The sequence below is a fragment of the Janthinobacterium amylolyticum genome (genome assembly GCF_051380655.1).
Classification (GTDB): domain Bacteria; phylum Pseudomonadota; class Gammaproteobacteria; order Burkholderiales; family Burkholderiaceae_D; genus Janthinobacterium.
Genome location: NZ_JBNYXL010000010.1, coordinates 52,676 through 77,266, shown reverse-complemented (window position 1 = coordinate 77,266; position 24,591 = coordinate 52,676). Strand labels below are relative to the sequence as shown.

Sequence of the window (24,591 nt, the reverse complement as noted above, 5' to 3'; positions counted from 1 at the left end):
GCGCCGGGTGCGCCTAGCGCGCCGTGCTGGAGAAACGTTCGCGGTAGTCGCGCGGCGTGATGGCGAGTTTCTTTTGAAACAGGCGGCGCAGCCTTTCCTCGCTGTGCAAGCCTGCCTGCACGGCAACCTGTTTCAATGACGAGACCTTGTCTTCCAGCAGGCGCCGCGCCACTTCGAAGCGCGCCGTTTCGATGAATTCCGTAGGGCTGGTGCCCGTCTCGCGCTGGAACACGCGCGTAAAATTGCGTTCGCTCATGGCCAGCCTGGCGGCCAGCAGCGGCACGCCCAGCTCGTCGCCCAGGTGTTCCATGATCCAGCCCTGCAACTGGCGGATGCTCGGATGCGTTGTCATCTGGCTCGACAGGTGAACGGAAAACTGCGACTGGCCGCCGGGCCGCTTCAGATACACCACCAGGTCGCGCGCCACTTCCAGCGCGATATCGCGGCTGAAATCGTCTTCCACCAGGGCCAGCGCCAGGTCGATGCCGGCGGTGACGCCCGCTGACGTCCAGAATTTCCCCTCCCGCACGAAAATCGCATCCGCATTGACCTGTATCAATGGATAGCGCTGGCGCAGGCTGTCCACGGCACTCCAGTGCGTGGCCGCGCTCTTGCCATCAAGCACGCCCGCCTCGGCCAGGAAGAAGCAGCCCGTGCACAGGGCCGCCAGGGTATCGATGCGCGGCGCCGCTTCGGCCACCCAGGCGGCGATGGCGGGTATGTCCTGCAGCACTTGTTCGACGTGGTGGCAGCCGACGATCACGGCCAGGTCGGGCAGGCGCTGCGCATCGAGCGCCTTGCTTGCCTGCAGTGACATCAAGGTGTCGGACTCGACAGGGCCGACGGCCGTCGAGGCGATGCGTACGTCGTAGCCGCCGGGCAGCTTGCGCAAGCGCAAATGCGTGTTGGCGTAATCAAACACTTTCATGGCGCCGATGGCTTCGAGCGCCTTGAAGCCCGGGTAGACGATGATGTCGACCGTGCGCAAGGGAGATTCTTTGGAGATAGGCTTGATCATGCGATATGCGCGAGGGTGAAAAATACTGCCATAATGCAACAACAGCGAGGACGTAGATTAGCATGGAAAGATCCGCGCCCCGGCTGGCTCCCCACCCATCAGACTCCTGGACATCGTGCGCTTATTCCACTTTCTTGTTGCCCTGACATGCTTGCTGGGCGCATCCCTGGCCCAGGCGGCCACGCTCAACTTCAATGGCGGCAGTGTTGCCGGCTGCACCCTCAGCGGCGCGCAATACACGTGCGCCACCCTGGCGCTGGGCGACACGGACATCGTCATCATCGCCAGCGGAATCGGCGTGACGGTCAACAGTTCGCTGACGATGAAATATAACCAGGGCTTGACGATGAGCGGCAGCGCCGCGCTGACGGCCAGGCCCAATCTCGACATCAGGGATATCAACCCGCCCAACCTGAAGGTCACGGGCGGCAGCCTGACGGCCGATGGCGGCACCTTCAGCATGGGTGCCCAGGAGCAGACGATCACGGCCAATGTTGCCGCTACCACCATCAGGATGGGCTCGAACAACGTCAAGGTGACGGGCAGCATCAGCGCCAAGGGCCTGGTGGAGATTGCGTCGGGCTCCGTCATCAACGGGCCGATCAGTGGCGCCACGGTGAATATTCTGGCCGCCAGCAGCCGCATCCAGGGCGACATCACGGCCACCACTTCGCTCACCATCGGTTCGGGCAGCCAGGTGACGGGCAACCTGACGTCGCCCAACATCGACCTGAAGGCCTCGGGCCTGCTCGTCACGGGCGACGTCAAGGCCAGCAATACGCTGACGATCGCCTCGGGCAATGGCATCAAGGGCAACGTGGAAGGGGGCGACGTCACCCTCGATTCCTCGAATGCCTACATCACGGGCAACGCCGTGGTCGATCACATCACCCTGGGCTGGCAGGGGCGGGTACAGCAGACCATCACCTGCAAGGCCTACACGCCGTCGAACCCGTGCAGCTGCGTGACGAACAACAGCGGCTGGGCCTTCAATGAGCCGCAAGGGCCGAAATGCGGCCCCAGCACGCAGGCCGGCCCCGACCATTTCCAGATCACGCATCCGCCCACGGCGCTGACCTGCGCGCCAGCACCCGTCACCGTCACGGCTTGCGCCGATGCGGCCTGCAGCAGCGTCTACACGGGCGCGGCGCAAGTGACCCTGACGCCCGGTGGCGCGACGGCGCAGATCAACAGCGTCCAGCCGCCGACGGGCATGGTGACGTCCAGCGTGGCGCAGACGGCGGCGGCCGGCAGTGTGCTGCTGGGCCTGACCAGCACGCCGGCCACCACGGGCGCGCTGGTGTGCCGCAGCAGCGTCGACAACAGCCTGACGAATTGCCGCATGGCTTTTGTCAGCAGCGCGCTGCAAGTGAGCGGCATCCCCCGCTATGCCGAAGACGCGGAGCGCATCGCCATCAGCGCCCTGCAGGCGTCGGCGTCGAACCCGCGCGCCTGCGTGCCCCTGTTTGCCAACCAGAACAAAACCTTGCAGCTGCGCTGCACCTACGCCAATCCCGACTCGGGCACCTTGCCGGCGCGCATACAGAACAAGGATGGCACGTATATTCCCCTGGCCGCGAATACGGGCAGCGCCTGCAGCGCCACCGGTGCCGCCGTGCAGCTGGCTTTCGATGCCAACGGCCTGGCCACGCCGAACATGCTGTACGCCGATGCGGGCGCGCTGGGCCTGACGGCCACCTATGCCTCGACCAGCGGCAGCGACAGCGGCTTGACCATGACGGGCAGCGGCAACGTCATCGTCGGTCCCAAGACTTTCCTGTTCAGCCCCATCGTCACGCCGCAGCGCGCCGGCCTGGCCGTGCTGCCGGTGGCACCCGCGCTCGGCATCAGCGTCTCGGCCCTGAATGCGGCGGGCGCCGTGACGCGCAATTTCGGCCGCGAGGCGACGGCGCAAACGGTGTTGCTGGGACGCAGCATCAGCGCTCCCGTGTTCACCGGTTACAGCGATCCCGCCGTGGCGGGCAGCCTGACATTCAGCAATAACAATGGCGTGGGCACGGCTGCGAATCTCAGCTGGCCGGAAGTGGGTACCCTGAAGTTTACCGCCAGCATCACGACCTACCTGGGCGCCGCGCAGCCGGCGCTGCCGGCCACGGGCAGCAGCAACGATGTGCAGTACATTCCCCACCACTTCAAGACGGACATCATTGTTGCCGGCGATACGGACTTGCCGGCCTCCGCGACCCTGGCCGCGCCGTGCCTGAGCGCCATGAAATGCGTCGTCGGCGTGCCGCCGGCGGGCGTGTACAGCTATTCGGGGCAGGCTTTCGGCTTGCGCGTGACTGCGCAGAACCTGGCCAACGTGACGACGCGCAATTTTGACGGCCGCGACACGACGTACATGGCGCCGGTGCAGGTGCAGGGCTGGGACGCTGCCAAGGGCGAACAGCTGTTTCCACCGGCCAGCCCGGCCGGCAGCCGGCTCACCGATGGCAGCAGCGCGCAAACCACCGTCACCGCCATCGCGCCCGAGAAATTCACCCTGGGCGTGGCGCTTACCCCGCTCGCTTACCGTTTTCCTGGCAACAGCGGCGTGGCCGTCAAGGTGGCGCCCACTCACGTGCTGCTGCGCGCCAGCGGCACCTTTGCGGGCGCCAGCGCCAGTTCGGCGCCGGCCGCGTCCGGCACGGAAGGCGCGCTGACGATATTGTCCGGGCGCCTGATGGTGCCGCATGGCTATGGCTCCGAGCTGTATCCGCTGCGCCTGGCCGTGCAAGCCCAGTACTGGGATGGCGCGGGCTGGGTTGCCAACCTGGCCGACAGCATCAGCAGTTTCAGCAAGGCGCAAGTGCTGCTGAACAATTGCAAGAAGGCGCTCGTCTGCGGCGACCTGCAAGTGGCGGACGGCCCCTACACCGTCAACAAGGGCGAGCTGCCGAAAAACAAGCAGCTGACCTTGCTGGCGCCGGGCGCCGGCAGGACGGGCAGCGTCGATGTGTCCGTGCCTGGCCTGATTTATCTGCCCAGCACGGTAGGCACGGTCGTCTTTGGCGTCTTCAAATCCGGTCCCGTGATCTACATACGCGAGATGTATTGAGGCAGGTCCCCGGCAGGAGGCGGCGCGGCGCAGACGGCGCGAAAAACCAGTAACATGCCTGGCTGTGGCATTTCCCATCCTTTAAAGCAGACTGGAGTCTTTATGAGCACAACTTCGCAGTGGATCGATATCGCCGGCCCGGACGGCAGCTTCCAGGCTTACCTGGCCGTGCCGCACGTGGGCAAGGGCCCGGCCATCGTCCTGTTGCAGGAAATTTTTGGCGTCAACGAGCACATCCGCGCCGTGGCGGACCAGTACGCGGCCGATGGCTATGTGGTGCTGGTGCCCGACCTGTTCTGGCGCGCCGGCGCGCACATCGAACTGGGCTATGACGAGGCGGGCTGGAAGCGCGCCGTCGAACTGATGCAGGCGACCGACAATCCGCAGGCCGACGCCGATATCGCCGCCACCGTCGCCGTGCTGCGCGCGCGTCCGGAAGTGACGGCGGGCAAGCTGGCCTCGATCGGCTACTGCTTCGGCGGCCGTTTGTCGTACCAGGCGGCCGCGGCCGGCGTGGTCGACGTGGCCATCGCCTATTACGGCGGCGGCATCCAGAACAAACTGGACCTGGCCGAGCAGATCAAGGTGCCGCTGCTGATGCATTTCGGCGGCCAGGACAGCCATATCCCGCCGGAAGCCGTGCAACAGATCGCCGTGCGCTTCGAGGACCGCCAGGAGGTGGAAATCCATGTGTATCCCGGGGCCGAGCACGGTTTCAACTGCACCCACCGCGACAGCTACCAGCAGCGCGCCGCCGCCCAGGCGCATGGCAATTCGCTGATTTTCCTCGCGGAAAATATGTAACTTCCTTCCTCCAGTCCGGCCAGCCGCCCGTGTGCATGCCGCTACCTGCCCAGCAGCAAAGCCGCATGGGCGCTAAAATAGCGGCTGTGCCGGGCAACTCCGGCCGGCCGGGCATAGCGCCCGGCAAACCTGGATGAGGAACCGAATTAAAGATGGCCCAAGTAATTGTTTCTGTAACATTGGCGGCAAGCGCCGAACGAGTGTGGGATTTTATCGGCGGCTTCCAGTCGCTGGCTGAATGGTCGAGCTCGATCAAGACCAGCCTGTCCGAACATGGCGGCCGCGTGCGCCGCCTGAAGACCACGGACGGCGCCGTCATCGCCGAACGCCTGCAAAGCTACAGCGAAGCGGACAAAAGCTACAGCTACACCATCGTCTCGGGTCCGATCCCCGTCAAGAACTACCGTTCCACCCTGCGCGTCACGGGCGAGCCCGGCGCGAACGAGTGCGTGGCCGAATGGTCGAGCCAATTCGACGCGGCCGAAGGCGTGGAAGAGGTCATGGTGGGCGCGTTCCAGCATTTGTATGAAACGGCGTTTGTCGACCTCAAACGCATCATGGCCATTTGATTGATTGAACCCTGCGGCAAATACCGGGGTCGGACCCTGAGGGTCCGACCCCGGTCTTTTTTGCTTTGCGGCTTAGTTCACCGCTATCTGCTTACCGTTTTACTTTCCCAAACGCCTCGCCCTTGTTCCACGTTGGCAAATTCTTGTCATTCGCCACTTCATAGCCCAGGTTCAGGGTGAACTGCGCCTGCTGCACCATGCCCGACAGGTCCCATGACGGGTGGTACTCGTCGGTGACCTGGTGGTAATCCTTTTTAAACGCGACCAGGCGTTCGCTTGATGCTTTCGGCTCCTTGACGAAGTCGAAGGAACCGTCGCCGGAAAACACGGCCGAGCCCACGTTGAAGGCGGGCACGCCGGCCTTGGCGAAGGCGAAATGGTCGGCGCGGTAAAAGGCGCCGGACAGGTCGGGGATGGCCGGTGCCAGGCGCAGGCCCATGCGCTTGGCCACCTTGGCGGCGCTCCCGTACAGGCTGCTGCGCTCGGCGCCAGCCACGCCGATGTCATGCGTCTTGCCGACGAAGTTCATGCTGTCCAGGTTCAGGTCGGCGGCCGTCTTGGCCAACGGCCATAATGGCGCGCGCGTGTAGGCGGTGCTGCCCAGCATGCCCGTTTCCTCGCCGGCCGGCCACAGGAAGATCTGCGTGCGGCGCGCCGGCTGTTTCACGGCCACCTGCGCCATGGCCAGCAGGGCCGCCGCGCCCGAGGCGTTGTCGATGGCGCCATTGTAGATGTGGTCGCTTTGTCCGGTGCGCTGGCTGCCCTCGTCATCCTTGCCCAGGTGGTCCCAGTGGGCCGAATAAATCACGGCTTCGTCCTTCAGCTTCGGGTCCGTGCCGGGCACGATGCCGGCCACGTTGAATTGCTCGATGCTGCGGATCTGGCTATCGAGCTGGACCTTGACCGTGGCGTTCAGGGCGACAGGGCGGAACGCGCGCGTTTCCGCCTGGGCGCGCAAGGCGTCCAGGTCTTGCCCGCCCGCCTGGAACAGGGCGCGCGCCATATCTTCCTGCAGCCAGCCTTCCATCGCATTGCCCGCGCCAGCCAGGCTGAAGCGTTCATGGCCAAAACCGTTGGCCGGCACCGACCAGGGGTACGAGGCCGACGCGGTCGTGTGGATCAGCAGCACGCCGGCCGCGCCCTGGCGCAGCGCTTCCTCGTACTTGTAGACCCAGCGGCCATACCAGGTGAGCGACTTGCCGGCAAAGCGGTTCGGCTCGCTTGCGGTCGGCTGCGGGTCGTTGACCATCATGATCACCAGCTTGCCTTTCAGGTCGATGCCCTTGAAGTCGTCCCAGTTTTCATCGGGGGCGGCGATGCCGTAGCCGGCAAACACGACGGGCGCGTCGAACGCCACTTTTTCCTTGCCATTGGAGGCGCCAAAGACGATGTCCTTGCCGAAGGCGGGCGCGAGCGTCTTGCCGCCCGCGCTGAAGGTCACCGTGCTCGATGGCAAGGCCTTGCTGCCGACGATGGTCAGCGCCTGGCGGTACGTGCCATCCTTCAATGGCTGCAGGCCGGCCACGGCCGCCTGCGTTTCCAGGTAGCGCACGGCCAGGTCGCCGCCGCGCTGGCCCGTGCCGCGCCCTTCGAGCAAGTCATCGGCCAGGAAGGACAGGTGGGCGCGCAGCGGCGCTTCGGCGACGATGGGCTGGGCGAGGGCAGCCGTGCTGAGCACGCTGGCGGCGAGGACGAGGGGGAAACGCATGACGACTCCAAAAGTGAATACAGGAAAGCAAAGCAGGGGCAATCTTACTCTACCGCAAAGGCTTGGGCCTAGCGCGCGGCACGCCAGCGGCGATTGCGGCCACAATGGCCGCTGGCCCACCGACAAGGAGCGTTCCATGACTGCCACCGATAACACCGTGCAAGCGAGCAATACCCTGCGTACCGCCGACGGTACCCTGATCTACTACAAGGACTGGGGCAGCGGCCCGCCCGTCGTCTTCAGCCATGGCTGGCCGCTGTCGTCCGACGCCTGGGAAGACCAGATGTTTTACCTGGCATCGCGGGGCTTTCGCGTCATCGCGCACGACCGGCGCGGCCATGGCCGCTCCAGCCAGCCGTTCGATGGCAACGACATGGATACCTACGCGGACGACCTGGCCGCCCTGATCACGGCGCTGGACCTGACGGGCGCCACTCTGGTGGGGCATTCGACGGGTGGCGGCGAAGTGGCGCGCTACATCGGCCGCCATGGCACGGACCGCCTGTCCGGCGCCGTGCTGGTGGGCGCCGTGCCGCCGCTGATGCTGCAGACCACGGACAATCCGCTGGGCTTGCCGCTATCCGTTTTTGACGGCATCCGCGCCGGCGTGCAGGCGGACCGCAGCCAGTTCTTCCGCGACTTGAGCGAGGCCTTCTATGGCTACAACCGGCCTGAGGCGCAAGCGTCGCAGGGCGTGCGCGACAGTTTCTGGCGCCAAGGCATGCAGGCGGGCATGCCGGCCGCCTATCTGTGCATCAAACAATTTTCGGAAACGGATTTTACGGCTGACCTGGCCAAGTTCGACGTGCCGACCCTGGTGATCCACGGCGACGATGACCAGATCGTGCCCATCGCGGCCTCGGCGCGGCGCACTGCCGAGCTCATCATCGGCAGCAAGCTGCTCGTGTATGCGGGCGCGCCGCACGGTCTGGCGACGACGCACAAGGAGCGCCTGAACGAGGACTTGCTGGAATTCCTGCGGCACTCGGTCGACGCGGCAAGCAACCTTGAAGAACATCTGTAAAACCGGCATATCTATTGCAAAACACATAATATTTCTTGTTTTTTGCACCAATTGCGTGCGGATCGCCGATTTTTCTGCGTTTTAGAATGCAAAAAACGGCGTTCTGCCGCCCCGTTCCACCCGGTAAGGTCCAGTAAAGAGTAAACTAGCGGCTACACTCTTTCGCATTGGGCGATTCGAGCGAACTTGTGAGTGATTTCATGTCTGATACACCAATTTCCTTATTTTCCGACCTTAACCTGAGCGAGCCGCTGATTCGCGCGCTCAAGGATGTCGGTTACGAAACACCGTCGCCTATCCAGGCGGCCACGATTCCATTATTGCTCGCCAACCGCGACGTACTGGGCCAGGCGCAAACGGGCACGGGCAAGACCGCCGCCTTCGCCTTGCCTATCCTGTCGCGCATCGATCTGAAACAAAGCTCACCCCAAGCCCTGGTCCTGGCACCGACGCGCGAACTGGCCATCCAGGTCGCCGAAGCATTCCAGGTATATGCCGCCCACATTCCCGGCTTCCACGTGCTGCCGATCTACGGCGGCCAAAGCTACGGCCCGCAGCTGTCGGCCCTGCGCCGTGGCGTGCACGTCGTCGTCGGCACGCCAGGCCGCGTCATCGATCACCTGGACAAGGGTTCGCTCGACCTGTCCAAGCTCAAAACACTGGTACTCGACGAAGCCGATGAAATGCTGCGCATGGGCTTTATCGACGATGTCGAACGCATCCTGCAAGAAACGCCGGAAGGCCATCAAACGGCCCTGTTCTCGGCCACCATGCCTTCCGTCATCAAACGCATCGCCACCACCTACCTGGTGAACCCGGCCGAAGTGACGGTGGCCGCCAAGACGGGCACGGCCGACAATATCCGCCAGCGCTACTGGCTGGTGTCGGGCATGCACAAGCTCGACGCGCTGACGCGCATCCTGGAAGCGGAAGCGTTTGACGGCATGATCATCTTCGCCCGCACCAAGCTGGGCACGGAAGAGCTGGCTGGCAAGCTGCAGGCACGCGGCTTCTCGGCTGCTGCCATCAATGGCGACATCCAGCAAGCCCAGCGCGAGCGCACGATCCAGCAGTTGAAAGACGGCAAGATCGACATCCTCGTCGCCACCGACGTGGCTGCACGCGGCCTGGACGTCGAGCGCATCAGCCACGTCGTCAACTACGACGTGCCGCACGATCCGGAAAGCTACACCCACCGCATCGGCCGCACGGGCCGCGCCGGCCGCAGCGGCGAAGCGATTTTGTTCATCACCCCGCGTGAAAAGAACTTGTTGAAAGCCATCGAGCGCTCGACCCGCCAGCCGATCGGCATGCTGGAACTGCCAACGATCCAGGCCGTCAACGACGTGCGTATCGCCAAGTTCAAGGAGCAAATCAGCGAAACCCTGGCCCTGGGCGAGCTGGAACAGTTCCAGTCGCTGATCGAAGATTTCGAACGCGAGAAAAACATTCCCGCCATCGAAATCGCGGCCGCCCTGGCGAAAATGGCGCGTGGCAATGTGCCGCTGCTGCTGGACAAGAACAAGGCGCGCGAGCAAGCCGCCTGGCAGGACGACCGTCCTGTGCGCCAGGATCGTTTTGAGCGCAACGACCGTCCGGAACGCGGCGACCGCTTCGACCGTAACGAGCGCAGCGACCGTGGCGAACGCCCGGCCTTCCCGAAAAAAGAACGTGTCCAGCGCCCGGCCGATGCCGGCATGCAGACGTTCCGCATTGAAGTGGGCCACCAGCATGGCGTCAAGCCAGGCAATATCGTCGGCGCCATCGCCAACGAAGCGGGCATCGATTCGAAAAACATCGGCCGCATCGAAATCTATGACGACTACAGCGTCCTGGACTTGCCGGACAGCATGCCGAAAGAATTGCTGGACCAGCTGAAAACCGTGTGGGTAGCGGGCCAGCAACTGCGCATCAGCCGTGATGGCGACGCGCCGGATCTGGCGCCGCCAGCCGCGCCGCGCAAGCCGTTCGCCGCCAAGTCCGCGCCAGCGTTCAAGGATGCGCCAGCGGATGCGGGCGATGCAGCACCTGCACCGCGCGCGCCGAAGAAGGAACGTCCGCGCCCGGGCGTGACGGCTTACCGTATCGAAGTGGGCCGTGAGCACGCCGTGACGCCAAGCAACATCGTTGGTGCCATCGCCAACGAAGCGAACCTGGAAGCCAAGCATATCGGCCGTATCGATATCTTTGACAACTACAGCGTGCTGGACCTGCCGGAAGGCATGCCGCCGGAAATCCTCGATCACCTGAAATCGGTCGTGGTATCGGGCCAGAAACTGCGCATCAGCCTGGATGACGGCACGACGGAGCGTAAACCTGCGCCACCGCGTCCGAAGTCCCCGCCGCGCAAAACCTACAAGTAACACCTGAGCAGACCTGCTGCGCGGCGCGCCTTGCGGCCGCGCGCGACGGTTTTGTCAGGCGTCGTTACTGACAAGTGTCCATCGCCTCACAGCCGCTCCGGCGCCTGTGTCGCGGATTGGAGACATATTCCCCACTGGCGCGTTCGCGCCAGTTTTTATTTTCCCTGAAGAAACGATCCTTATCGCTCCGTTACTAAGCGGGATGGCAGCGCCATGGATTTTTCCTATTGAACTGACGTTGCCATCTTTTAATCGGCGGATGCGGCTTGTTTTTCGCGCCAAATCACAATAAATAATATTTAAATAATTATTTATGCCGCACTTTATTAAGCTTTTGAATTTCAATAAAACCAATCAAGTTGGGTCAAAGTAAATTCTAAAACATAAATGAATTGGTTTTTATTAAATTTTTTGACTGGCATCACTGTCGCCGAGGCGATATATCATGGGTGCTTGATGTGGTATATTGTTTTTATGTTTTTGTTATGCTAGTTGAAAAAAATAGAGGAGCGACGATGCGGGTCAACACGCCTATCACGCAAAATGAATACGTATTAAATGAAGGCATGACGATTGTTTCCACCACGGATTTACAGGGAAACATCAATTACGCCAATCCGTACTTTATTGAAGTCAGCGGCTTTTCAGAAATGGAACTGCTGGGTGCGCCACAGAATATCCTGCGTCATCCCGACATGCCGGCCGAAGCGTTTGCCGACCTGTGGGACACCATCAAGACGGGCATGCCATGGACCGGCATGGTCAAGAACCGCTGCAAGAATGGCGATTACTACTGGGTCTTCGCGAATATCACCCCCGTCATCGAAAACGGCCGCCCGATCGGCTACATGTCCGTGCGCACCAAGCCCACGCGTGAGCAGATCAACGAAGCGGCCGCCCTGTATAAAAGTTTTAAAGATGGCAATGCATCCAGGCTTGCCATCCGCAATGGCCGCGTCGTGCGCCAGGGCTGGGCCGCCAAGCTGGCCGAGTGGCGCAAGCTGAGCCTGTCGCAGGACCTGGCCTTCCATTGCATCGTCTTTGGCGTGGTGCTGGCCATTCTTGGCTGCGCCGTATGGAATATCGATGGCGACACCAGCACGGCCACGCGCAGCTGGCTCAGCGGCGCTGCTGCTGCCGCCGTCGCGCTGGTGCTGTATTTCTGGGCGCACCTGCACAATGCCATCGTCGTGCCCCTGGGCGACGCCGTTACCGTGGCGCGCAAGATGGCTGGCGGCGACTTGACGGGCGTCATCGACAAGGTGCGCGACGATGACATGGGCCAGTTGATGGCCGCCCTGCGCCAGACGAATATCAACCTGCACAGCATCATCGGCGACGTGCGCGCCAATTTCGAGGATATCCGCATCACCACGGCGGAGATCGCCACTGGCAATATGGACTTGTCCAGCCGCACGGAATCGCAGGCGTCCAGCCTGGAACAGACGGCCGCCAGCATGGAAGAGCTGACGTCCACCGTGCAGAACAGCGCCGACCACGTGGACACGGCGAACAAGCTGGCGGCGCAGGCGTCCACCGTCGCGGCCAAGGGCGGCACCATCGTCAGCGAAGTGGTGACCACGATGGACGAGATCAGCACCTCGTCGCGCAAGATTCTCGACATCATCGGCCTGATCGATGGCATCGCGTTCCAGACGAATATCCTCGCCTTGAACGCGGCCGTGGAAGCGGCACGTGCCGGCGAGCACGGCCGGGGCTTTGCCGTCGTGGCCGGCGAAGTGCGCAGCCTGGCGCAGCGCTCGGCTACCGCCGCCAAAGAGGTCAAGAATCTGATCGACCATTCGATCGCCACCGTGAACGCGGGCAGCGTGCTGACCAGCAATGCGGGTGCCACCATGACGGAAGTGATCGCCTCGGTGGCCCGGGTGACGGAAGTGATGGACGAGATTTCCTCGACCACGCGCGAGCAGAACCAGGGCATCGGCCAGGTCAACCAGGCCGTCATCCACATGGATGGCATCACGCAGCAGAATGCGGCGCTGGTGGAGCAGGCGGCCGCGGCCGCCAGCAGCCTGGCGCAGCGCACCGAGAGCGTGGCCCAGTCGATCGGCATCTTCAAACTGAAGGCCTCGCCCAAGCGCAAGGCGGCCGGCGTGGGGCGCGGCGTGGGCGCGGGCGTGACGGCAAGGGCGCTGTTAAAGGCTCGCTAATAAACCCAGTAAGTGCCGGGGTCCGTCACTGCGTGACCGGAGTGCTTCCCATCGGGAGCATTCCCCCCAGACTTTGTGGGGTACTCTTACTGCTTCACCCGATACACTTCCCCGCTGCGCATCTTCTTCACCACCCCATCCGCGCCAAACAAAATCACATATTCGCCCTGCGCGCCCGAGGCGGCCGGGTAGGTGTACATCCACACTTCATTGCCGCTGTCGAAACGGATGGACGTGCTCTCGCCCAGCGCCGCGCGTACTTGCTCACGCGTGCTGCTGCCAGCTTGCACCGTTTGCTCCAGGGTGGCGTAGGGCACATTCTTGCTCGCTTGCAATGCGCGCGTGCCGGAGCATGCTGCCAGGCAGAGCAGCGGCAAAAGAGTCAGCCACTTCATGGCGCCACCTCGTCCATATAAGTAAATTCCAGCAGGGTATCGTCGGGCCAGCTGGCATCCCACAGGGGCGCGTAATACGTACGGTCCAGCAGGACCTGGCAATCGCAGTAGGGCAGCGAAGCGGGCGTCTGCTCGCCGCCCGCGTACAGCATGCTGAACGGCAGCGCCAGGCGGCGTTCGCCATGCACGAGGGTCACGCCGAACAGGGGACGCTCCGCGAAGAACAGGTAGTTGCCGTCCGGCTGAGAGCACACCTTGTCCGTGCTGTAGAGCATGCTGGAGAGCCAGGAAATGATTTCCGGGTCGTTCGAGATCAGGCCGGAATCCATGCCGGCACGGCATTCCAGGCGCAAGTCGCCCAGGCGCCGCGTGCCGGGCGGCAAGCCTGGGGTGATGACCTGCGCGCGCCAGCTCATGGTGGTGGCCTTGCGGTTGGCGATCAGCACGGCATCCTCGCGCGCCGCCTGGGCATTGCGCACGGGGGCAAAGCTGTTGTCCTCGGCCAGGGGCAAGGGGATGCTGACCGTGTCGCCGGCGATGCGCAGCCGCACGTCCGTCATGTCCACGCCGGGCTGGCGCGGCAGCAATCGAAAGCGCAGCACGGCTTGCGGCGCCAGCGCATGGTCGCGCTCGAAACGCTGCACGCCCTGCAGCATCTTGCGGTAGGATTTATCGACGGGATCGCGCGTGGCGTCCACTTTGACCTGCGGCACAGGCGCGGTTTGCGCCAGGGCAACAGTGCCATGCAGTGTACCAGCGAGCAGACAGGCAAGCAGCAGGGAAAGATGGATACGCATGGCCCGATGCTACGCTCATTTGCGCAGCCGCCACGCACGGATGGGGAATCAGTACTCGCTATATTTGCGCGCGTCGCCGCGCACCTGCTGCGCCGGGTATTTCTGCGCATTGAGTGCCATCTTTTCCAGCACGGCCGCGTGCAGGTCCACGCCGCTCTTGTCGGCCAGGCGCACCAAATACATCAGCACGTCGGCCAGTTCATGGCGGATGCCCGTGCGTTTGGCGTCATCGAGTTCGGCATCGGCACCCGTGGGCAGCCACTGGTAGTGTTCCACCAGTTCCGCCACTTCCACGGACAGGGCCATGGCCAGGTTCTTCGGCGTGTGGAACTGGTCCCAGTCGCGCTCTTGCGCAAACGCGCGCAGGCGTGCGCGGATATCAATCAGGCTGTCGGCAGGCGCGCTCATGCTGCCACCTGCAGTGATTTTTCCATGAAGACACTGAACGGGTCATCCGGATAGTCGCCGTAAGGCCCCCGCCGCTGATAGCCGTGGCGCGCGTACAGGGCGATGGCTTCCGGCTGGTGGATGCCTGTCTCCAGGGTCAGCAAGCGGCAGCCGCGTGCCAGCGCCTGCGCTTCCAGCAGGGCCAGCAGGCGCTTGGCCAGGCCCAGCCCACGGCTGTCCGGGTGCACGTACATGCGCTTGACTTCGCCAAAATCGGGCGTGACGACGATGGCGCCGCAGGCGCGCGCGCGGCCATCGGCATCGCGGGCGACGGCGAACAGCAGGGTTTCCGGCGGCAACGATGCCAGGTCCAGCGAATACACGCACTCGGCCGGGTACAGCGTCTGTTGATAGGCATCAAGCGCGGCGATCAGTGTCTGCACGTCGGCTTGCTGCGGCGATTCCAGGCGGATGGTCATGGGGAAAAATCGAGTGAACGGAATGTCTCCATGGTATCACTGCGGCCGCGCCAGGCGCATGCTCAGGCCGATGGGCGACATCACAAAGCCCATCAGTTCCTGCGCCTCGCCGCCATCGGGCGTGTCGACGCCGGCGATGTCGAAACTGCCCAGCAGCATGGCCATGGCGATCTTGATTTCCAACAAGGCCAGGTAGCGGCCGGGACAGGTACGCAAGCCGCCGCCGAACGGCATGGCGGCGCGCTTGTTGTTCACCTCGCTGCTGTCCGCCAGCCAGCGCTCGGGCTGGAACGCTTGCGCGTCGGGAAAGTGCGCATCGGACACGCTGTCGTGGCGCATCACGCACCACAGCATGCTGCCGGCGGGCACGGCCACGTCGCCCACCACCGTGTCGCGTAGCGCTTCGAGCGGAATGTAGGGCGCCACCGGTTTCAAGCGCATGGCCTCGCTGGCGCAGGCGCCCAGGTAGTCGAGGCTATCCATTTGCGCCACGCTGAACTGTGCCACGTCGGGCGCCAGGCGCCGCACTTCCTCGCGTGCCTTGGCCAGGCTGTGCGGATGGCGCTGCAGCAGGTAGATGATCCAGGAAATCGTGTTGGCCGTCGTGTCTTCGCCGGCCAGCAGCATGGTCAGCACATTGCCGGCCACGGCGCGGTCGTTCACGCCGCTGCCGGGTTCGTCGGCGGCGGCGATCATGGCTTCGAGCAGGTTGGGCGGGCGCACGCGCCGCGCGGGGTCTTGCTCCATGCGTTCGCGTGCCTGCCGCACCAGTTGCGCCACGGCTACGTCCAGCGCCGCCACGTCGCGGTCCAGGCGCCGGTCGACGGGCAGCTTGACGTAGCGCCAGTACGGCAGCATCGACAGGCTGCGCCGTGCCACGGCTGGCAGGATGGCGTCCAGGTGGCGCTGGATCACGTCCTCGCCCGATTCCAGCGTGTTGACTTCGCTGCCGAAGGCCAGCCCGGCGATGATGTCGACCGTGTAGCGCTTCAGGTCGCCGTCGAGGGCGATGGCCTGGCCTTGCATGGCGGCATCCTGCCAGCGCCGCTGCAGGCGCTGCGCCACCGTCACCAGCGCGGGGAAATATGCCTTGATGGCGCCCGGCGCCATGCCGGCCATCACCATGCGGCGCTGGTTGCGCCACTCGCTGCCTTCGGCCAGGAAAACGCCGGGATTGCCACCCATTTCCTCCGAGACGATATAGCTGCTGAGTGGGCGGCGGAAGCCGTCCGGGCGGTCGCGCAGCACGGCGGCCACTGCCTCGCTGTCGGCCACCACCAGCACCAGGGTGCGACCGAACCAGGCGCGCATGAAAGGTCCGTAGCGGCGTACCCAGCCTTCCACGTCGCGGTGGATGCGCGGCAGCCGCACTTGCATGGCGTTGCCGATGATGGGCAAGGCGAATGGCCCCGGCAACTGGCGGATCTGGCGCAGGGCTGGGGTGGTGGCGGGTGCGGGTGCTGCGGCGTGGTCGAGTGGCGGCATGGCAAGCTCCTGTTGTCGTGGAACGATGGGATGACTGTAGCGCGCTTGCGCGCACGCGTCTTGAACGAATACGACATCGCGCGCAGCATCAAACATTGCCGGTACAATCGTCGCCATGCCTGCCGCCCCGACGCCCCTGACACGCCTGATCGCACCGCGCACCGCGCTCGCTTCCTGCGTGCGCGCCTTCCTCGTGCGCGACACCACGCGCTGCGCGCCGTTGCCGCCCGCGCAGCGCCTGAACCGTTTTCCCGCCACGCCCATGTGCTGCCTGCTGTGGACGGTGGCGGGCGACGTCGAGGCGGCGGCGCCCGGCCCCGACCTGCTGCACGTGCGCATGCCGCCGGCCCTGTTCAGCGGGCCGCGCGGCTATCCGCTGGTCAGCTACAACCCCGGCCCCGTGCACTCGTTCATGGTGATGCTGTATCCGGCCGCCCTGCATGCGCTGACGGGCATCGACATGGCGGCCCTGTTCGACCAGGTGCGCCCGCTGGCTCCGCTGTTCGACGCCGACTGGCTGGCCTTGTCCGACGCCGTGCTGGCCGCACCCGACGATGACGCGCGCATCGCGCTGGTGGAAGCGTTCCTGGCGCCGCGCTGGGCGCTGGCGCGCAAGAGCGGCGACCAGCCGGCCGGCGCCATCCAGGACTGGGTGCGCCGCCTGGGCGTACAGGCCGCCTCGACGGGCGTGGCCAGTGGCGCGCGCAATATCGAGCGCCGCATCAAGGCCTGGGCCGGCCAGCCCATGCGCACCCTGCGCCGCATGCGCCGCGCGGAACAGTCGTTTCTCGATGCACGCGAGGCCATGCTGCAAGGCAATGCTTCCTGGACCGATATCGCCGCCGACGGCGGCTACGCCGACCAGGCCCACCTGTGCCGCGAAGTGCGCGCCATCACGGGCCTGAGTCCCACCGAACTGGCACGCGCCAGCCGCGAGGATGAAAGTTACTGGGTTTATCGAATATGGGCGTAATCCGACAACATCGTTGGCGCAGCCGGTGGCGATGTCGGATTACGCGGCGTTGCCGCTAATCCGACCTACGATTTCCTGTCCGGCCATGGGTCGGACCAGGTTCGAAGAACTCCCATCCGGGAGCATTGTTGGCGCGGCCTGCGATGTTCGCCATGCCAGGGCGTAGGTCGGATTAGCGTGGCAACGCCACGCGTAATCCGACAACATCGTTGGCGTGGCCGGTGGCGATGTCGGATTACGCGGCGTTGCCGCTAATCCGACCTACGATTTCCGGTCCGGCCATGGGTCGGACCAGCTTCGGAGAACTCCCATCCGGGAGCATTGTTGGCGCCGCCGGTGGCGATGTCGACCTACCCCTCGCTGTACACATTTCCCTTCGACAGGGTCATCTCATGGTGCCCCGCACCCGGCGCCATCATGGGGAAGCAGTTTTCTTCACCGTGCACGCGCACGTCGAGGAAGTAGGGGCCGCTCGATGCCAGGCAGGTGGCCAGGGCCGCGTCGAGTTCGTCGCGCCGGCTGACCGTGTGCGCCTGCCAGCCGAAGGCGCGGGCCAGGGCGACGAAGTCGGGCAGGGCTTCCGTGTAGCTGTGGCTGTAGCGTCCGCCGTGGTTGAGTTCCTGCCACTGGCGCACCATGCCCATGTAGCCATTGTTCGACAGCACCACCTTGACGGGCAGGCGGTGCTGCACGGCCGTGGCCAGTTCCTGGATGTTCATCAGGATCGAGGCGTCGCCGCTGACGCACACCACGCAGCGCCCGGGGTGGGCGATCTGCGCGCCGATGGCGGCCGGCAGGCCATAGCCCATGGTGCCGGCGCCGCCCGACGTCAGCCAGCGGCGCGGCTGCTCGAAGCGCAAATGCTGCGCCGCCCACATCTGGTGCTGGCCCACATCGGTGGAAACGATGGCGTCCACGCCAGGCATGCCATCGAGCGCGGCCTGCAAACGCCGCATCAGCGCCTGCGGCGCGATCACCTCAGGCGTGTCGTCGAACGCCAGCGAGTCTTGCGCGCGCCAGGCGTCGATGCGCTGCCACCACGGCTGGCGGTCCGCCAGTAATCTTGCGCGCAGCTGCGCCAGCAGGGCGGCCAGAACGGGCGCGCAGTCGCCGCGCAGGGCCACGTCGGCGCGCACCACCTTGTGTATCGAGGCCGGGTCGATATCGATGTGGATGACTTTCGCGCCGGGGCAGAAGGCGTCCAGGCGGCCCGTCACCCGGTCGTCGAAGCGGGCGCCGACGCAGACGATGAGGTCCGCGTGGTGCATGGCCAGGTTCGCTTCCAGGGTACCGTGCATGCCCAGCATGCCGAGGAAGGCGGGGTGCGACGCGGGAAAGGCACCCAGGCCCAGCAGGGTCAAGGTGCAGGGGGCGGCCGCCAGTTTCACCAGCTGCTGGAAAACGGCGCAGGCTTCCGGGCCGGAATTGACGAGGCCGCCGCCAGCGTAAAACACGGGCTGGCGCGCGCCGGCGATCAGGCTGGCGGCCAGTTCGATATCGGCGCCCGCTGGCAGGGGCGCGGCGGCCACGGTGGCGGGCGGCAGCGGCGTATCGTCCGCGACAGGCGCCAGTTGCAAATCCTTGGGAAAATCGACCAGCACGGGGCCGGGCCGGCCTTGCGTGGCTTGCGCAAATGCTTGCCGCACCACGGCGGCCGTTTCCCCGGCCGCGCGGATCTGCCGGTTCCACCTGGTGACGGGACGCGAAATGCCCAGCGCGTCGCATTCCTGGAAAGCGTTCGTGCCGATGCTGGTGGTGGCCACCTGGCCGCTGACGCAGATGACGGGAACCGAGTCGCACAGGGCGTCGAGCAAGCCCGTGGTGGTATTGCTCATGCCGGGGCCGGAGGTGACGAAGACCACGCCGGGCCGGCCCGTGCTGCGCGCGTAGCCTTCGGCCGCGTGCACGGCGGCCTGTTCGTGGCGCACCAGCACGTGGCGCAAGCGGGGCTGCGCGTGCAGCGCGTCGTACAGGGGCAGCACGGCGCCGCCCGGATAGCCGAAGACGGTGTCGACGCCGAGCGCCAGCAGGGTGTCGATGAGGACGCTGGCGCCGTTGCGCGGGGCGGGCGCAGCGTCGGATGGAGCGGGCGAGGCGAGGAGGGTGGCGTGGTCAGGTTTCATGGCCTTATTTTCTGCCTGATGCGGCAGAAAAGGCTGCTGGTTTTCTCGTATAAAATGTCTCTATAAGCAAATTTTGCTGCAAATACGGGGAATGACAAAATGAAGCTGGATAAATTCGACCTCGCCATCCTGACGGCGCTGCAGCAGGATGCCCGCATCAGCCTGCATGACCTGAGCGCCAAGGTGGGTCTGACCTCGTCGCCGTGCTGGGCGCGCATCAAGCGCATGGAGGACGATGGCGTCATCGAGGGCTACACGGTCAACGTCAATGCGGTCAAGGTGGGGCTGGCCGATACGGTCATCGTGCAAGTGACCCTGGACGACCATTCCGACCAGGCCCTGTTTGAATTCGGCCACGCGCTGGCCATGATCCCGGAAGTGCTGGAAGCGTTTCTTGTTTCCGGCGACTACGATTACTACCTGCGCATCGCCGTCAGCGACACGCGCGACTATGAACGCCTGCTGCGCGAGCGCCTGTACAAAATTCCCGGCATCCGCCACAGCAAATCGAGCTTTGTCTTGCGCCAGCTGAAGCACAGTTATTTGCCGCTGCAGCGCTGATCCTCTTGCCGCCCCCGCGCCGCGCCAGTGCACGGCGGGAGTTTTTCCCTAGTCCCCCGATGGTGGCTGCCGGATACTGGGCAGACATAAAAACCACTATAAAACGGGGACAAGCATGAAACTGACTTTATTCGCCGCCGCCGCGCTGGCGCTGTGCCAGGCGCACGCCGCCGAACCGGCCTCGGCCGCCAGCCTGGACGCGAATCTGGCCGCAAGCGTGGCCACCTCGGGCGACTTGCCTAGCGTCATCATCACGGGCAGCATGCCGCTGCCCACCATCGAGCAGCCGCGCGCTGCGCTGGCCGCGCCCGTGCAGACGGCCAGCGCGCAGCAGATCGCCCGCAGCGGCGCGCTCGACCTGTCCGCCTTTCTGCGCCGCAACCTGGGCAGCGTGGTCGTCAACGAGGTGCAGAACAACCCGTTCCAGCCCGACGTCAGCTACCGCGGCTACACGGCTTCGCCGCTGCTGGGCACGCCGCAAGGCCTGTCCGTGTACCTGGACGGCATGCGCTTGAACCAGCCGTTTGGCGATGTCGTCAGCTGGGACCTGATACCGCGCATGGCCATCGACTCGCTGACCCTGATGCCCGGCTCGAATCCCCTCTTTGGCTTAAATACCCTGGGCGGCGCGCTGGCGATCCAGACCAAGGACGGGCGCAGCAGTCCCGGCACCGCCATCGAGGCGCGCCTGGGTTCGGATAAACGCCGCGCCGTGGAGGTCGAACATGGCGGCAGCAATGCGCAGGGCTGGCACTGGTATGTGACGGGCAACCGTTTCAAGGAAGCGGGCTGGCGCGACGATTCGCCGTCCGACGTGCGCCAGCTGTTTGGCAAGCTGGGCTGGAGCGATGCGCGCACCGACATCGCCGCCACCGTGGCGCACGCGGACAATGCGCTGACGGGCAATGGCTTGCAGGAACAGCGCATGCTGGCGCGCGATTACCGCAGCGTGTACACCAAGCCCGACCTGACGCAGAACAGGTCGACCCTGCTGAACCTGACGGGCAAGCACCGCGCCAGCGAAGCGTTGCTGCTGTCGGGCAATGTGTACTACCGCAAGATCGACACGCACACGTTTAACGGCGACCTGAACGACGAGTCGCTGGACCAGTCCGTCTACCAGCCCGGCGCGGCCGAGCGGGCGGCGCTGGCGGCGGCCGGCTACACGGGTTTCCCCGCCAGTGGGGCGAATGCATCCAATACGCCTTTCCCGAAGTGGCGCTGCATTGGCAACGTGCTGCTGGGTGATGAACCGGCCGAAAAATGCAACGGCATGATCAACCGCAGCCATACACAGCAGGAAAACTACGGCTTTTCCGGCCAGCTTACCTTGCTGGCCGATATGGCGGGCGCGCGCCACGCCGTCACGGCCGGCGCCGCCATGGATAGCAGCCATGCAACGTTCCGCCAGACCAGCCAGTTCGGCTATCTAAACCCGGACCGCGGCATCACGCCGGTGGACTTCTTTGCCGCCGGCACGCAAATCGACGACGACGGCACGCCGGTCGACAACCGGGTCGACTTGCACGGCCGCATGCGCACCTGGAGCGTGTATGCAAGCGACAGCATGGCGTTCAATCAAGATTTAACCTTGACCGTCTCGGGCCGCTACAACCGCAGCACCGTGCGCAACCGCGACGCCATCACGCCCGGCGGCGGCAGCGGCTCGCTTGATGGCGACCACCGTTTCAGCCGCTTCAACCCCGCCATCGGCCTGGCCTATGCGCCGGCCGCGGGCATCGGCGCCTACGTCGGCTATAACGAAGGCAGCCGGACGCCGACGGCCATCGAACTCGGTTGCGCCGATCCGGAAAACCCTTGCCGCCTGCCCAATGCCATGGCCGGCGACCCGCCCTTGAAACAGGTGGTGACGAAGACGTGGGAAGCGGGCCTGCGCGGCAAGGTCGCCAGCGTGGCCAGCTGGAGCGCGGGCGTGTTCCGCGCGGAGAACCATGACGACATCCTGTTCGTCGCCGACAACCAGGCGGGGTTTGGCTATTTTAAAAATTTCGGCAAGACGCGCCACCAGGGCGTCGAACTGGCGCTCGACGGCAAGGCGGGCGCGCTGGATTTCGGCGTCAACTACACCTGGCTGCAGGCAACTTATCAAAGCCGGGAAACCGTCAACGGCAGCGCCAACAGCAGCAGCGATGCGGACGCGCCCGGCCTGGAAGGCAATATCCCCATCACGCCGGGCAAGCGCATTCCCCTGACGCCCAGCCATATCCTGAAGGCGCACGTGGAGGTTCAGGGCGGACGCGACTGGACGGTGGGCCTGGCCATGACGGCCGTGTCGAGTTCCTATGCGCGCGGCAATGAAAACAACCGGCACCAGGCGGGCGGGCCAGCGTATCTGGGCGCGGGCAAGAGCGGCGGCTATGCCGTGTTTGAGCTCAACGGCACATATCAGCTGACGCGCCAGCTGGGCGTGTTTGCCCAGGTGAATAACCTGTTCGACCGCAAATATGCGACGGCCGCGCAACTGGGCGCGACGGGCTTCAATGCCAACGGCAACTTTGCCGCCCGACCATTGCCAGCCGTGGGCGGCGAGTATCCGATGGTCAACGCGACGTTTTATGCTGCCGGCGCCCCGCGCAGCGTGAATGCGGGCTTGCGCTACGTGTTTAATTAGATTTTCTTGAAATGAAAGATGCCTGACAAAACCGTAGCGAGCGGATGGGCGTTGTGGCGAAGAAGCGCAACCGTACTCTGGTACGGTGAGCATCGCAGGTGCGCAAAGCGCACCGCGCAGCAGGTTTGCTCAGGCATTAAGCCGGGTGTTCGATCACCCCGTTACGCAGCGCAAGATGCACGAGGGCGGCGGGGCCGGGCACGTCGAGCTTTTCGCGGATGCAGGTCTGGTGGTTGGCCACCGTCTTGCTGCTTAGGTGCAGCAGGCGGGCGCAGTCGGCGGCGCTGTGGCCTTCGGCCAGCAGGCGGAAGATTTCGAATTCGCGCTGGCTCAGGCTGCTCAAGCGCCGGGCTTCCGCGCCGGCCGCGCCTTGCTGCACGCCGGGCGCGCTGTGCGGATCCAGGTAGCGCCGGCCCGCGTGGGCGGCGCGCACGGCGTCGACCAGGTGTTCCGGATCGGCCTGCTTGCTGACGAAGCCGCAGGCGCCGCCGTCAAGGGCGCGCGCGATCAGCTGCGGCGTGTCGTGCATGCTGAACACCAGCACGCGGGCGCCGGCGTCGCGGGCGAGCAGCTTGCGCAGCAACTCCAGGCCGCCGATGCCGGGCATGGACAAGTCCGTCACGCAGACGTCGGGCGCCTGCTGCAGGTGCAGCGCATACGCCGCTTCGCCCGTGCCGGCCTCGGCCACGACAGCGATATCGCCACCCTGTTCCAGCAGGCGGCGGTAGCCGGCGCGCACCACGGGGTGGTCGTCCACCAGCATCACGCGGATGGGCAGCATGGCTGCGTGCCGGTTCATGCCGCGCCCGCCGCCAGCGGCATCGCCACTTCGATGCGCAGGCCGCGGCCCAGCGCATTGATCCAGTGGATATGCCCGCGCAAGCCGGCCACGCGCTCGCGCATGCCCAGCATGCCGAAGCCGCCGTGTTCCGGCGTGTCCTGGCGCAAGCCGCGGCCATTGTCTTCGATGGCCAGGTGCAAGGTGCCGCCGGCATCGGCGCGCAGCTCCACCGTGGCGCGGTCGGCCTGCGCGTGGCGCGCCACATTCGTCAAGCCTTCCTGCACCAGGCGGTAGATGGCGATGGCCGTGCTGTCGTCGAGCATGGCGGGTATGCAGTGCGGCGCGAAACGGCAAGCGATGCCGTGCTGCTGCGCCCAGCTGTCGCACAGTGCCTGCAGGGCCGGCGCCAGTCCCAGGCTGTCGAGCACGGGCGGGCGCAGCCGGTGCAGCATGCTGCGCACCATCGCGTGCAGCGCTTCCGATGCACGGGCGATGCTGGCCGCGCAGGCCTGCACATTGGCCTGGTCGCCGTCGCGCGCGCGCAGGATGTAGCTGGCGGCGGCGCGGATGGCGGTGCAGTTCTGGCCCACTTCATCGTGCAATTCGCGCGCCAGCGCACAGCGTTCCGCCTCCTGCGCGCGCAGCAAGCGCTGGGTCAGCGCGCGGTTTTGCGCCAGCAGGGCGGCCACCTGGCGCCCGCGCCACACGGCAAAGCCCGCCAGCGCGAGGACCAGCAGCAGCAGGCTCAGGGCCAGCTCATCGAGTTGCCAGTGTTCCTGGCGCAGCAGCGCGCGGCCCAGGCGTTCGGACAGGTCGAAGCGGGCCGCCAGCAGGAAAAATGCCAGTGCCAAGGTGCTGCATACGATGATGCGCGGACCCGGCCGCACGCCGCCGCGGGCCGCGCCGCCAAGTTGATGGTGTTCCATGATGCCGCCCCCTGAGCACAGTCGATATGGTCATAGTGCAAGCTTCATGCCATCGTCAGGCGGGCGGGGCGCGCACGCGCCAGCAGGGGAAGGGACAGGCAGGTGTTCCAGGATGGAACAGGTGTACCGCGATGTGACGCTGGCGCCGGCCACGGTTTTCAAGCATAGCCGAAGTCGCGCGCACGCGCTGCTGCGCACCTATGGCGAGTAGGGAAATTGTTGTGCGAATGTAACGTTGAGATTTATCAGATGCCATAGCTGAAACAAAACAAAGTTTCGGGAAGTTAGACGAAAAATAAATAAATGATATTAAAAATATGTTATTTATTTTGTGCAA

Annotated in this window: 19 protein-coding genes; 9 read left to right on the top strand and 10 right to left on the bottom strand. The window is 65.0% G+C overall.

What is annotated here, in order from left to right; all coding sequences use genetic code 11:
• Nucleotides 1-13: 13 nt before the first annotated feature.
• A complete protein-coding gene (locus tag ACQ4WR_RS20965) occupies nt 14-1,006 on the bottom strand; it encodes a GlxA family transcriptional regulator (protein WP_180979525.1) in 993 nt (330 codons plus the stop codon).
• Between the two features lie 163 nt (nt 1,007-1,169).
• On the opposite strand from ACQ4WR_RS20965, the gene ACQ4WR_RS20960 reads away from it, so the two are divergent.
• From ACQ4WR_RS20960 to ACQ4WR_RS20950, 3 genes are all read left to right on the top strand, one after another.
• On the top strand, nt 1,170-4,076 hold the full coding sequence (locus tag ACQ4WR_RS20960) for a DUF6701 domain-containing protein (protein WP_436489690.1): 2,907 nt from the start codon (nt 1,170-1,172) through the stop codon (nt 4,074-4,076).
• Nucleotides 4,077-4,178: 102 nt separating this feature from the next.
• On the top strand, nt 4,179-4,880 hold the full coding sequence (locus tag ACQ4WR_RS20955) for a dienelactone hydrolase family protein (RefSeq protein WP_436489689.1): 702 nt from the start codon (nt 4,179-4,181) through the stop codon (nt 4,878-4,880).
• A gap of 152 nt (nt 4,881-5,032) precedes the next feature.
• Nucleotides 5,033-5,449 carry an SRPBCC family protein gene (locus ACQ4WR_RS20950; RefSeq protein WP_102297288.1) on the top strand — a complete coding sequence of 139 codons (417 nt, stop codon included), beginning with the start codon at nt 5,033-5,035 and terminating at the stop codon, nt 5,447-5,449.
• Between the two features lie 91 nt (nt 5,450-5,540).
• On the opposite strand, the gene ACQ4WR_RS20945 is transcribed toward ACQ4WR_RS20950, so the two are convergent.
• On the bottom strand, nt 5,541-7,157 hold the full coding sequence (locus ACQ4WR_RS20945; protein WP_436489687.1) for a M28 family peptidase: 1,617 nt from the start codon (nt 7,155-7,157) through the stop codon (nt 5,541-5,543).
• Nucleotides 7,158-7,293: 136 nt separating this feature from the next.
• Here ACQ4WR_RS20945 and ACQ4WR_RS20940 point away from each other — a divergent pair, with 136 nt between their 5' ends.
• The 3 genes from ACQ4WR_RS20940 (at nt 7,294) to ACQ4WR_RS20930 (ending at nt 12,715) form a co-directional block, all read left to right on the top strand.
• Entirely contained in the window at nt 7,294-8,181 is an 888-nt protein-coding gene (locus ACQ4WR_RS20940) for an alpha/beta fold hydrolase (RefSeq protein WP_436489685.1), read from the top strand.
• Nucleotides 8,182-8,381: 200 nt separating this feature from the next.
• Complete coding sequence (locus ACQ4WR_RS20935; RefSeq protein ID WP_436489683.1) at nt 8,382-10,544, top strand: DEAD/DEAH box helicase; 2,163 nt, start codon at nt 8,382-8,384, stop codon at nt 10,542-10,544.
• A 515-nt stretch (nt 10,545-11,059) separates the two neighbouring features.
• Nucleotides 11,060-12,715, top strand: a complete 1,656-nt coding sequence (locus ACQ4WR_RS20930; RefSeq protein ID WP_436489681.1) for a methyl-accepting chemotaxis protein — start codon at nt 11,060-11,062, stop codon at nt 12,713-12,715.
• A gap of 86 nt (nt 12,716-12,801) precedes the next feature.
• On the opposite strand, the gene bamE is transcribed toward ACQ4WR_RS20930, so the two are convergent.
• From bamE to ACQ4WR_RS20905, 5 genes are read right to left on the bottom strand one after another with little or no spacing between them, the layout of a single operon-like run.
• Nucleotides 12,802-13,110, bottom strand: a complete 309-nt coding sequence (gene bamE / locus ACQ4WR_RS20925) for an outer membrane protein assembly factor BamE domain-containing protein (protein ID WP_436489679.1) — start codon at nt 13,108-13,110, stop codon at nt 12,802-12,804.
• The gene (locus tag ACQ4WR_RS20920; protein ID WP_436489677.1) at nt 13,107-13,907 is read right to left on the bottom strand and encodes a hypothetical protein; all 801 of its coding nucleotides are present in this window, start codon (nt 13,905-13,907) and stop codon (nt 13,107-13,109) included. Before ACQ4WR_RS20920 ends, bamE begins: the two co-directional genes overlap by 4 nt.
• A gap of 48 nt (nt 13,908-13,955) precedes the next feature.
• Nucleotides 13,956-14,315 carry a nucleotide pyrophosphohydrolase gene (locus tag ACQ4WR_RS20915; protein ID WP_102297276.1) on the bottom strand — a complete coding sequence of 120 codons (360 nt, stop codon included), beginning with the start codon at nt 14,313-14,315 and terminating at the stop codon, nt 13,956-13,958.
• The gene (locus tag ACQ4WR_RS20910; protein WP_102297273.1) at nt 14,312-14,773 is read right to left on the bottom strand and encodes a GNAT family N-acetyltransferase; all 462 of its coding nucleotides are present in this window, start codon (nt 14,771-14,773) and stop codon (nt 14,312-14,314) included. The genes ACQ4WR_RS20915 and ACQ4WR_RS20910 overlap by 4 nt, the downstream gene beginning before the upstream one ends.
• 36 nt (nt 14,774-14,809) lie before the next feature.
• On the bottom strand, nt 14,810-16,258 hold the full coding sequence (locus tag ACQ4WR_RS20905; RefSeq protein ID WP_436489675.1) for a cytochrome P450: 1,449 nt from the start codon (nt 16,256-16,258) through the stop codon (nt 14,810-14,812).
• A 115-nt stretch (nt 16,259-16,373) separates the two neighbouring features.
• Here ACQ4WR_RS20905 and ACQ4WR_RS20900 point away from each other — a divergent pair, with 115 nt between their 5' ends.
• The gene (locus ACQ4WR_RS20900; protein WP_436489673.1) at nt 16,374-17,231 is read left to right on the top strand and encodes a helix-turn-helix domain-containing protein; all 858 of its coding nucleotides are present in this window, start codon (nt 16,374-16,376) and stop codon (nt 17,229-17,231) included.
• A 350-nt stretch (nt 17,232-17,581) separates the two neighbouring features.
• Here ACQ4WR_RS20900 and ilvB read toward each other — a convergent pair whose 3' ends face one another.
• Nucleotides 17,582-19,354 carry a biosynthetic-type acetolactate synthase large subunit gene (ilvB, locus tag ACQ4WR_RS20895; RefSeq protein WP_436489671.1) on the bottom strand — a complete coding sequence of 591 codons (1,773 nt, stop codon included), beginning with the start codon at nt 19,352-19,354 and terminating at the stop codon, nt 17,582-17,584.
• Nucleotides 19,355-19,453: 99 nt separating this feature from the next.
• Here ilvB and ACQ4WR_RS20890 point away from each other — a divergent pair, with 99 nt between their 5' ends.
• The gene (locus ACQ4WR_RS20890; protein WP_436489669.1) at nt 19,454-19,915 is read left to right on the top strand and encodes an Lrp/AsnC family transcriptional regulator; all 462 of its coding nucleotides are present in this window, start codon (nt 19,454-19,456) and stop codon (nt 19,913-19,915) included.
• Between the two features lie 115 nt (nt 19,916-20,030).
• Nucleotides 20,031-22,547 carry a TonB-dependent receptor gene (locus tag ACQ4WR_RS20885; protein ID WP_436489667.1) on the top strand — a complete coding sequence of 839 codons (2,517 nt, stop codon included), beginning with the start codon at nt 20,031-20,033 and terminating at the stop codon, nt 22,545-22,547.
• Nucleotides 22,548-22,683: 136 nt separating this feature from the next.
• Here ACQ4WR_RS20885 and ACQ4WR_RS20880 read toward each other — a convergent pair whose 3' ends face one another.
• Together ACQ4WR_RS20880 and ACQ4WR_RS20875 are read right to left on the bottom strand one after the other, a co-directional pair.
• Nucleotides 22,684-23,346 (bottom strand): response regulator, encoded by a 663-nt coding sequence (locus tag ACQ4WR_RS20880; RefSeq protein ID WP_436489665.1) that lies wholly within the window; start codon nt 23,344-23,346, stop codon nt 22,684-22,686.
• Entirely contained in the window at nt 23,343-24,254 is a 912-nt protein-coding gene (locus tag ACQ4WR_RS20875) for a histidine kinase (RefSeq protein ID WP_102293495.1), read from the bottom strand. Before ACQ4WR_RS20875 ends, ACQ4WR_RS20880 begins: the two co-directional genes overlap by 4 nt.
• Nucleotides 24,255-24,591: the final 337 nt, after the last annotated feature.

Bases quoted from the DNA above. Each gene is read 5' to 3' on its own strand.
- bamE (WP_436489679.1), bottom strand. From the start codon at position 13,110: ATGAAGTGGCTGACTCTTTTGCCGCTGCTCTGCCTGGCAGCATGCTCC.
- ACQ4WR_RS20915 (WP_102297276.1), bottom strand. From the start codon at position 14,315: ATGAGCGCGCCTGCCGACAGCCTGATTGATATCCGCGCACGCCTGCGC.
- ACQ4WR_RS20905 (WP_436489675.1), bottom strand. From the start codon at position 16,258: ATGCCGCCACTCGACCACGCCGCAGCACCCGCACCCGCCACCACCCCA.
- ACQ4WR_RS20880 (WP_436489665.1), bottom strand. From the start codon at position 23,346: ATGAACCGGCACGCAGCCATGCTGCCCATCCGCGTGATGCTGGTGGAC.
- ACQ4WR_RS20945 (WP_436489687.1), bottom strand. From the start codon at position 7,157: ATGCGTTTCCCCCTCGTCCTCGCCGCCAGCGTGCTCAGCACGGCTGCC.
- ilvB (WP_436489671.1), bottom strand. From the start codon at position 19,354: ATGAAACCTGACCACGCCACCCTCCTCGCCTCGCCCGCTCCATCCGAC.
- ACQ4WR_RS20930 (WP_436489681.1), top strand. From the start codon at position 11,060: ATGCGGGTCAACACGCCTATCACGCAAAATGAATACGTATTAAATGAA.
- ACQ4WR_RS20885 (WP_436489667.1), top strand. From the start codon at position 20,031: ATGAAACTGACTTTATTCGCCGCCGCCGCGCTGGCGCTGTGCCAGGCG.
- ACQ4WR_RS20875 (WP_102293495.1), bottom strand. From the start codon at position 24,254: ATGGAACACCATCAACTTGGCGGCGCGGCCCGCGGCGGCGTGCGGCCG.
- ACQ4WR_RS20940 (WP_436489685.1), top strand. From the start codon at position 7,294: ATGACTGCCACCGATAACACCGTGCAAGCGAGCAATACCCTGCGTACC.
- ACQ4WR_RS20920 (WP_436489677.1), bottom strand. From the start codon at position 13,907: ATGCGTATCCATCTTTCCCTGCTGCTTGCCTGTCTGCTCGCTGGTACA.
- ACQ4WR_RS20955 (WP_436489689.1), top strand. From the start codon at position 4,179: ATGAGCACAACTTCGCAGTGGATCGATATCGCCGGCCCGGACGGCAGC.
- ACQ4WR_RS20890 (WP_436489669.1), top strand. From the start codon at position 19,454: ATGAAGCTGGATAAATTCGACCTCGCCATCCTGACGGCGCTGCAGCAG.
- ACQ4WR_RS20910 (WP_102297273.1), bottom strand. From the start codon at position 14,773: ATGACCATCCGCCTGGAATCGCCGCAGCAAGCCGACGTGCAGACACTG.
- ACQ4WR_RS20900 (WP_436489673.1), top strand. From the start codon at position 16,374: ATGCCTGCCGCCCCGACGCCCCTGACACGCCTGATCGCACCGCGCACC.
- ACQ4WR_RS20950 (WP_102297288.1), top strand. From the start codon at position 5,033: ATGGCCCAAGTAATTGTTTCTGTAACATTGGCGGCAAGCGCCGAACGA.
- ACQ4WR_RS20935 (WP_436489683.1), top strand. From the start codon at position 8,382: ATGTCTGATACACCAATTTCCTTATTTTCCGACCTTAACCTGAGCGAG.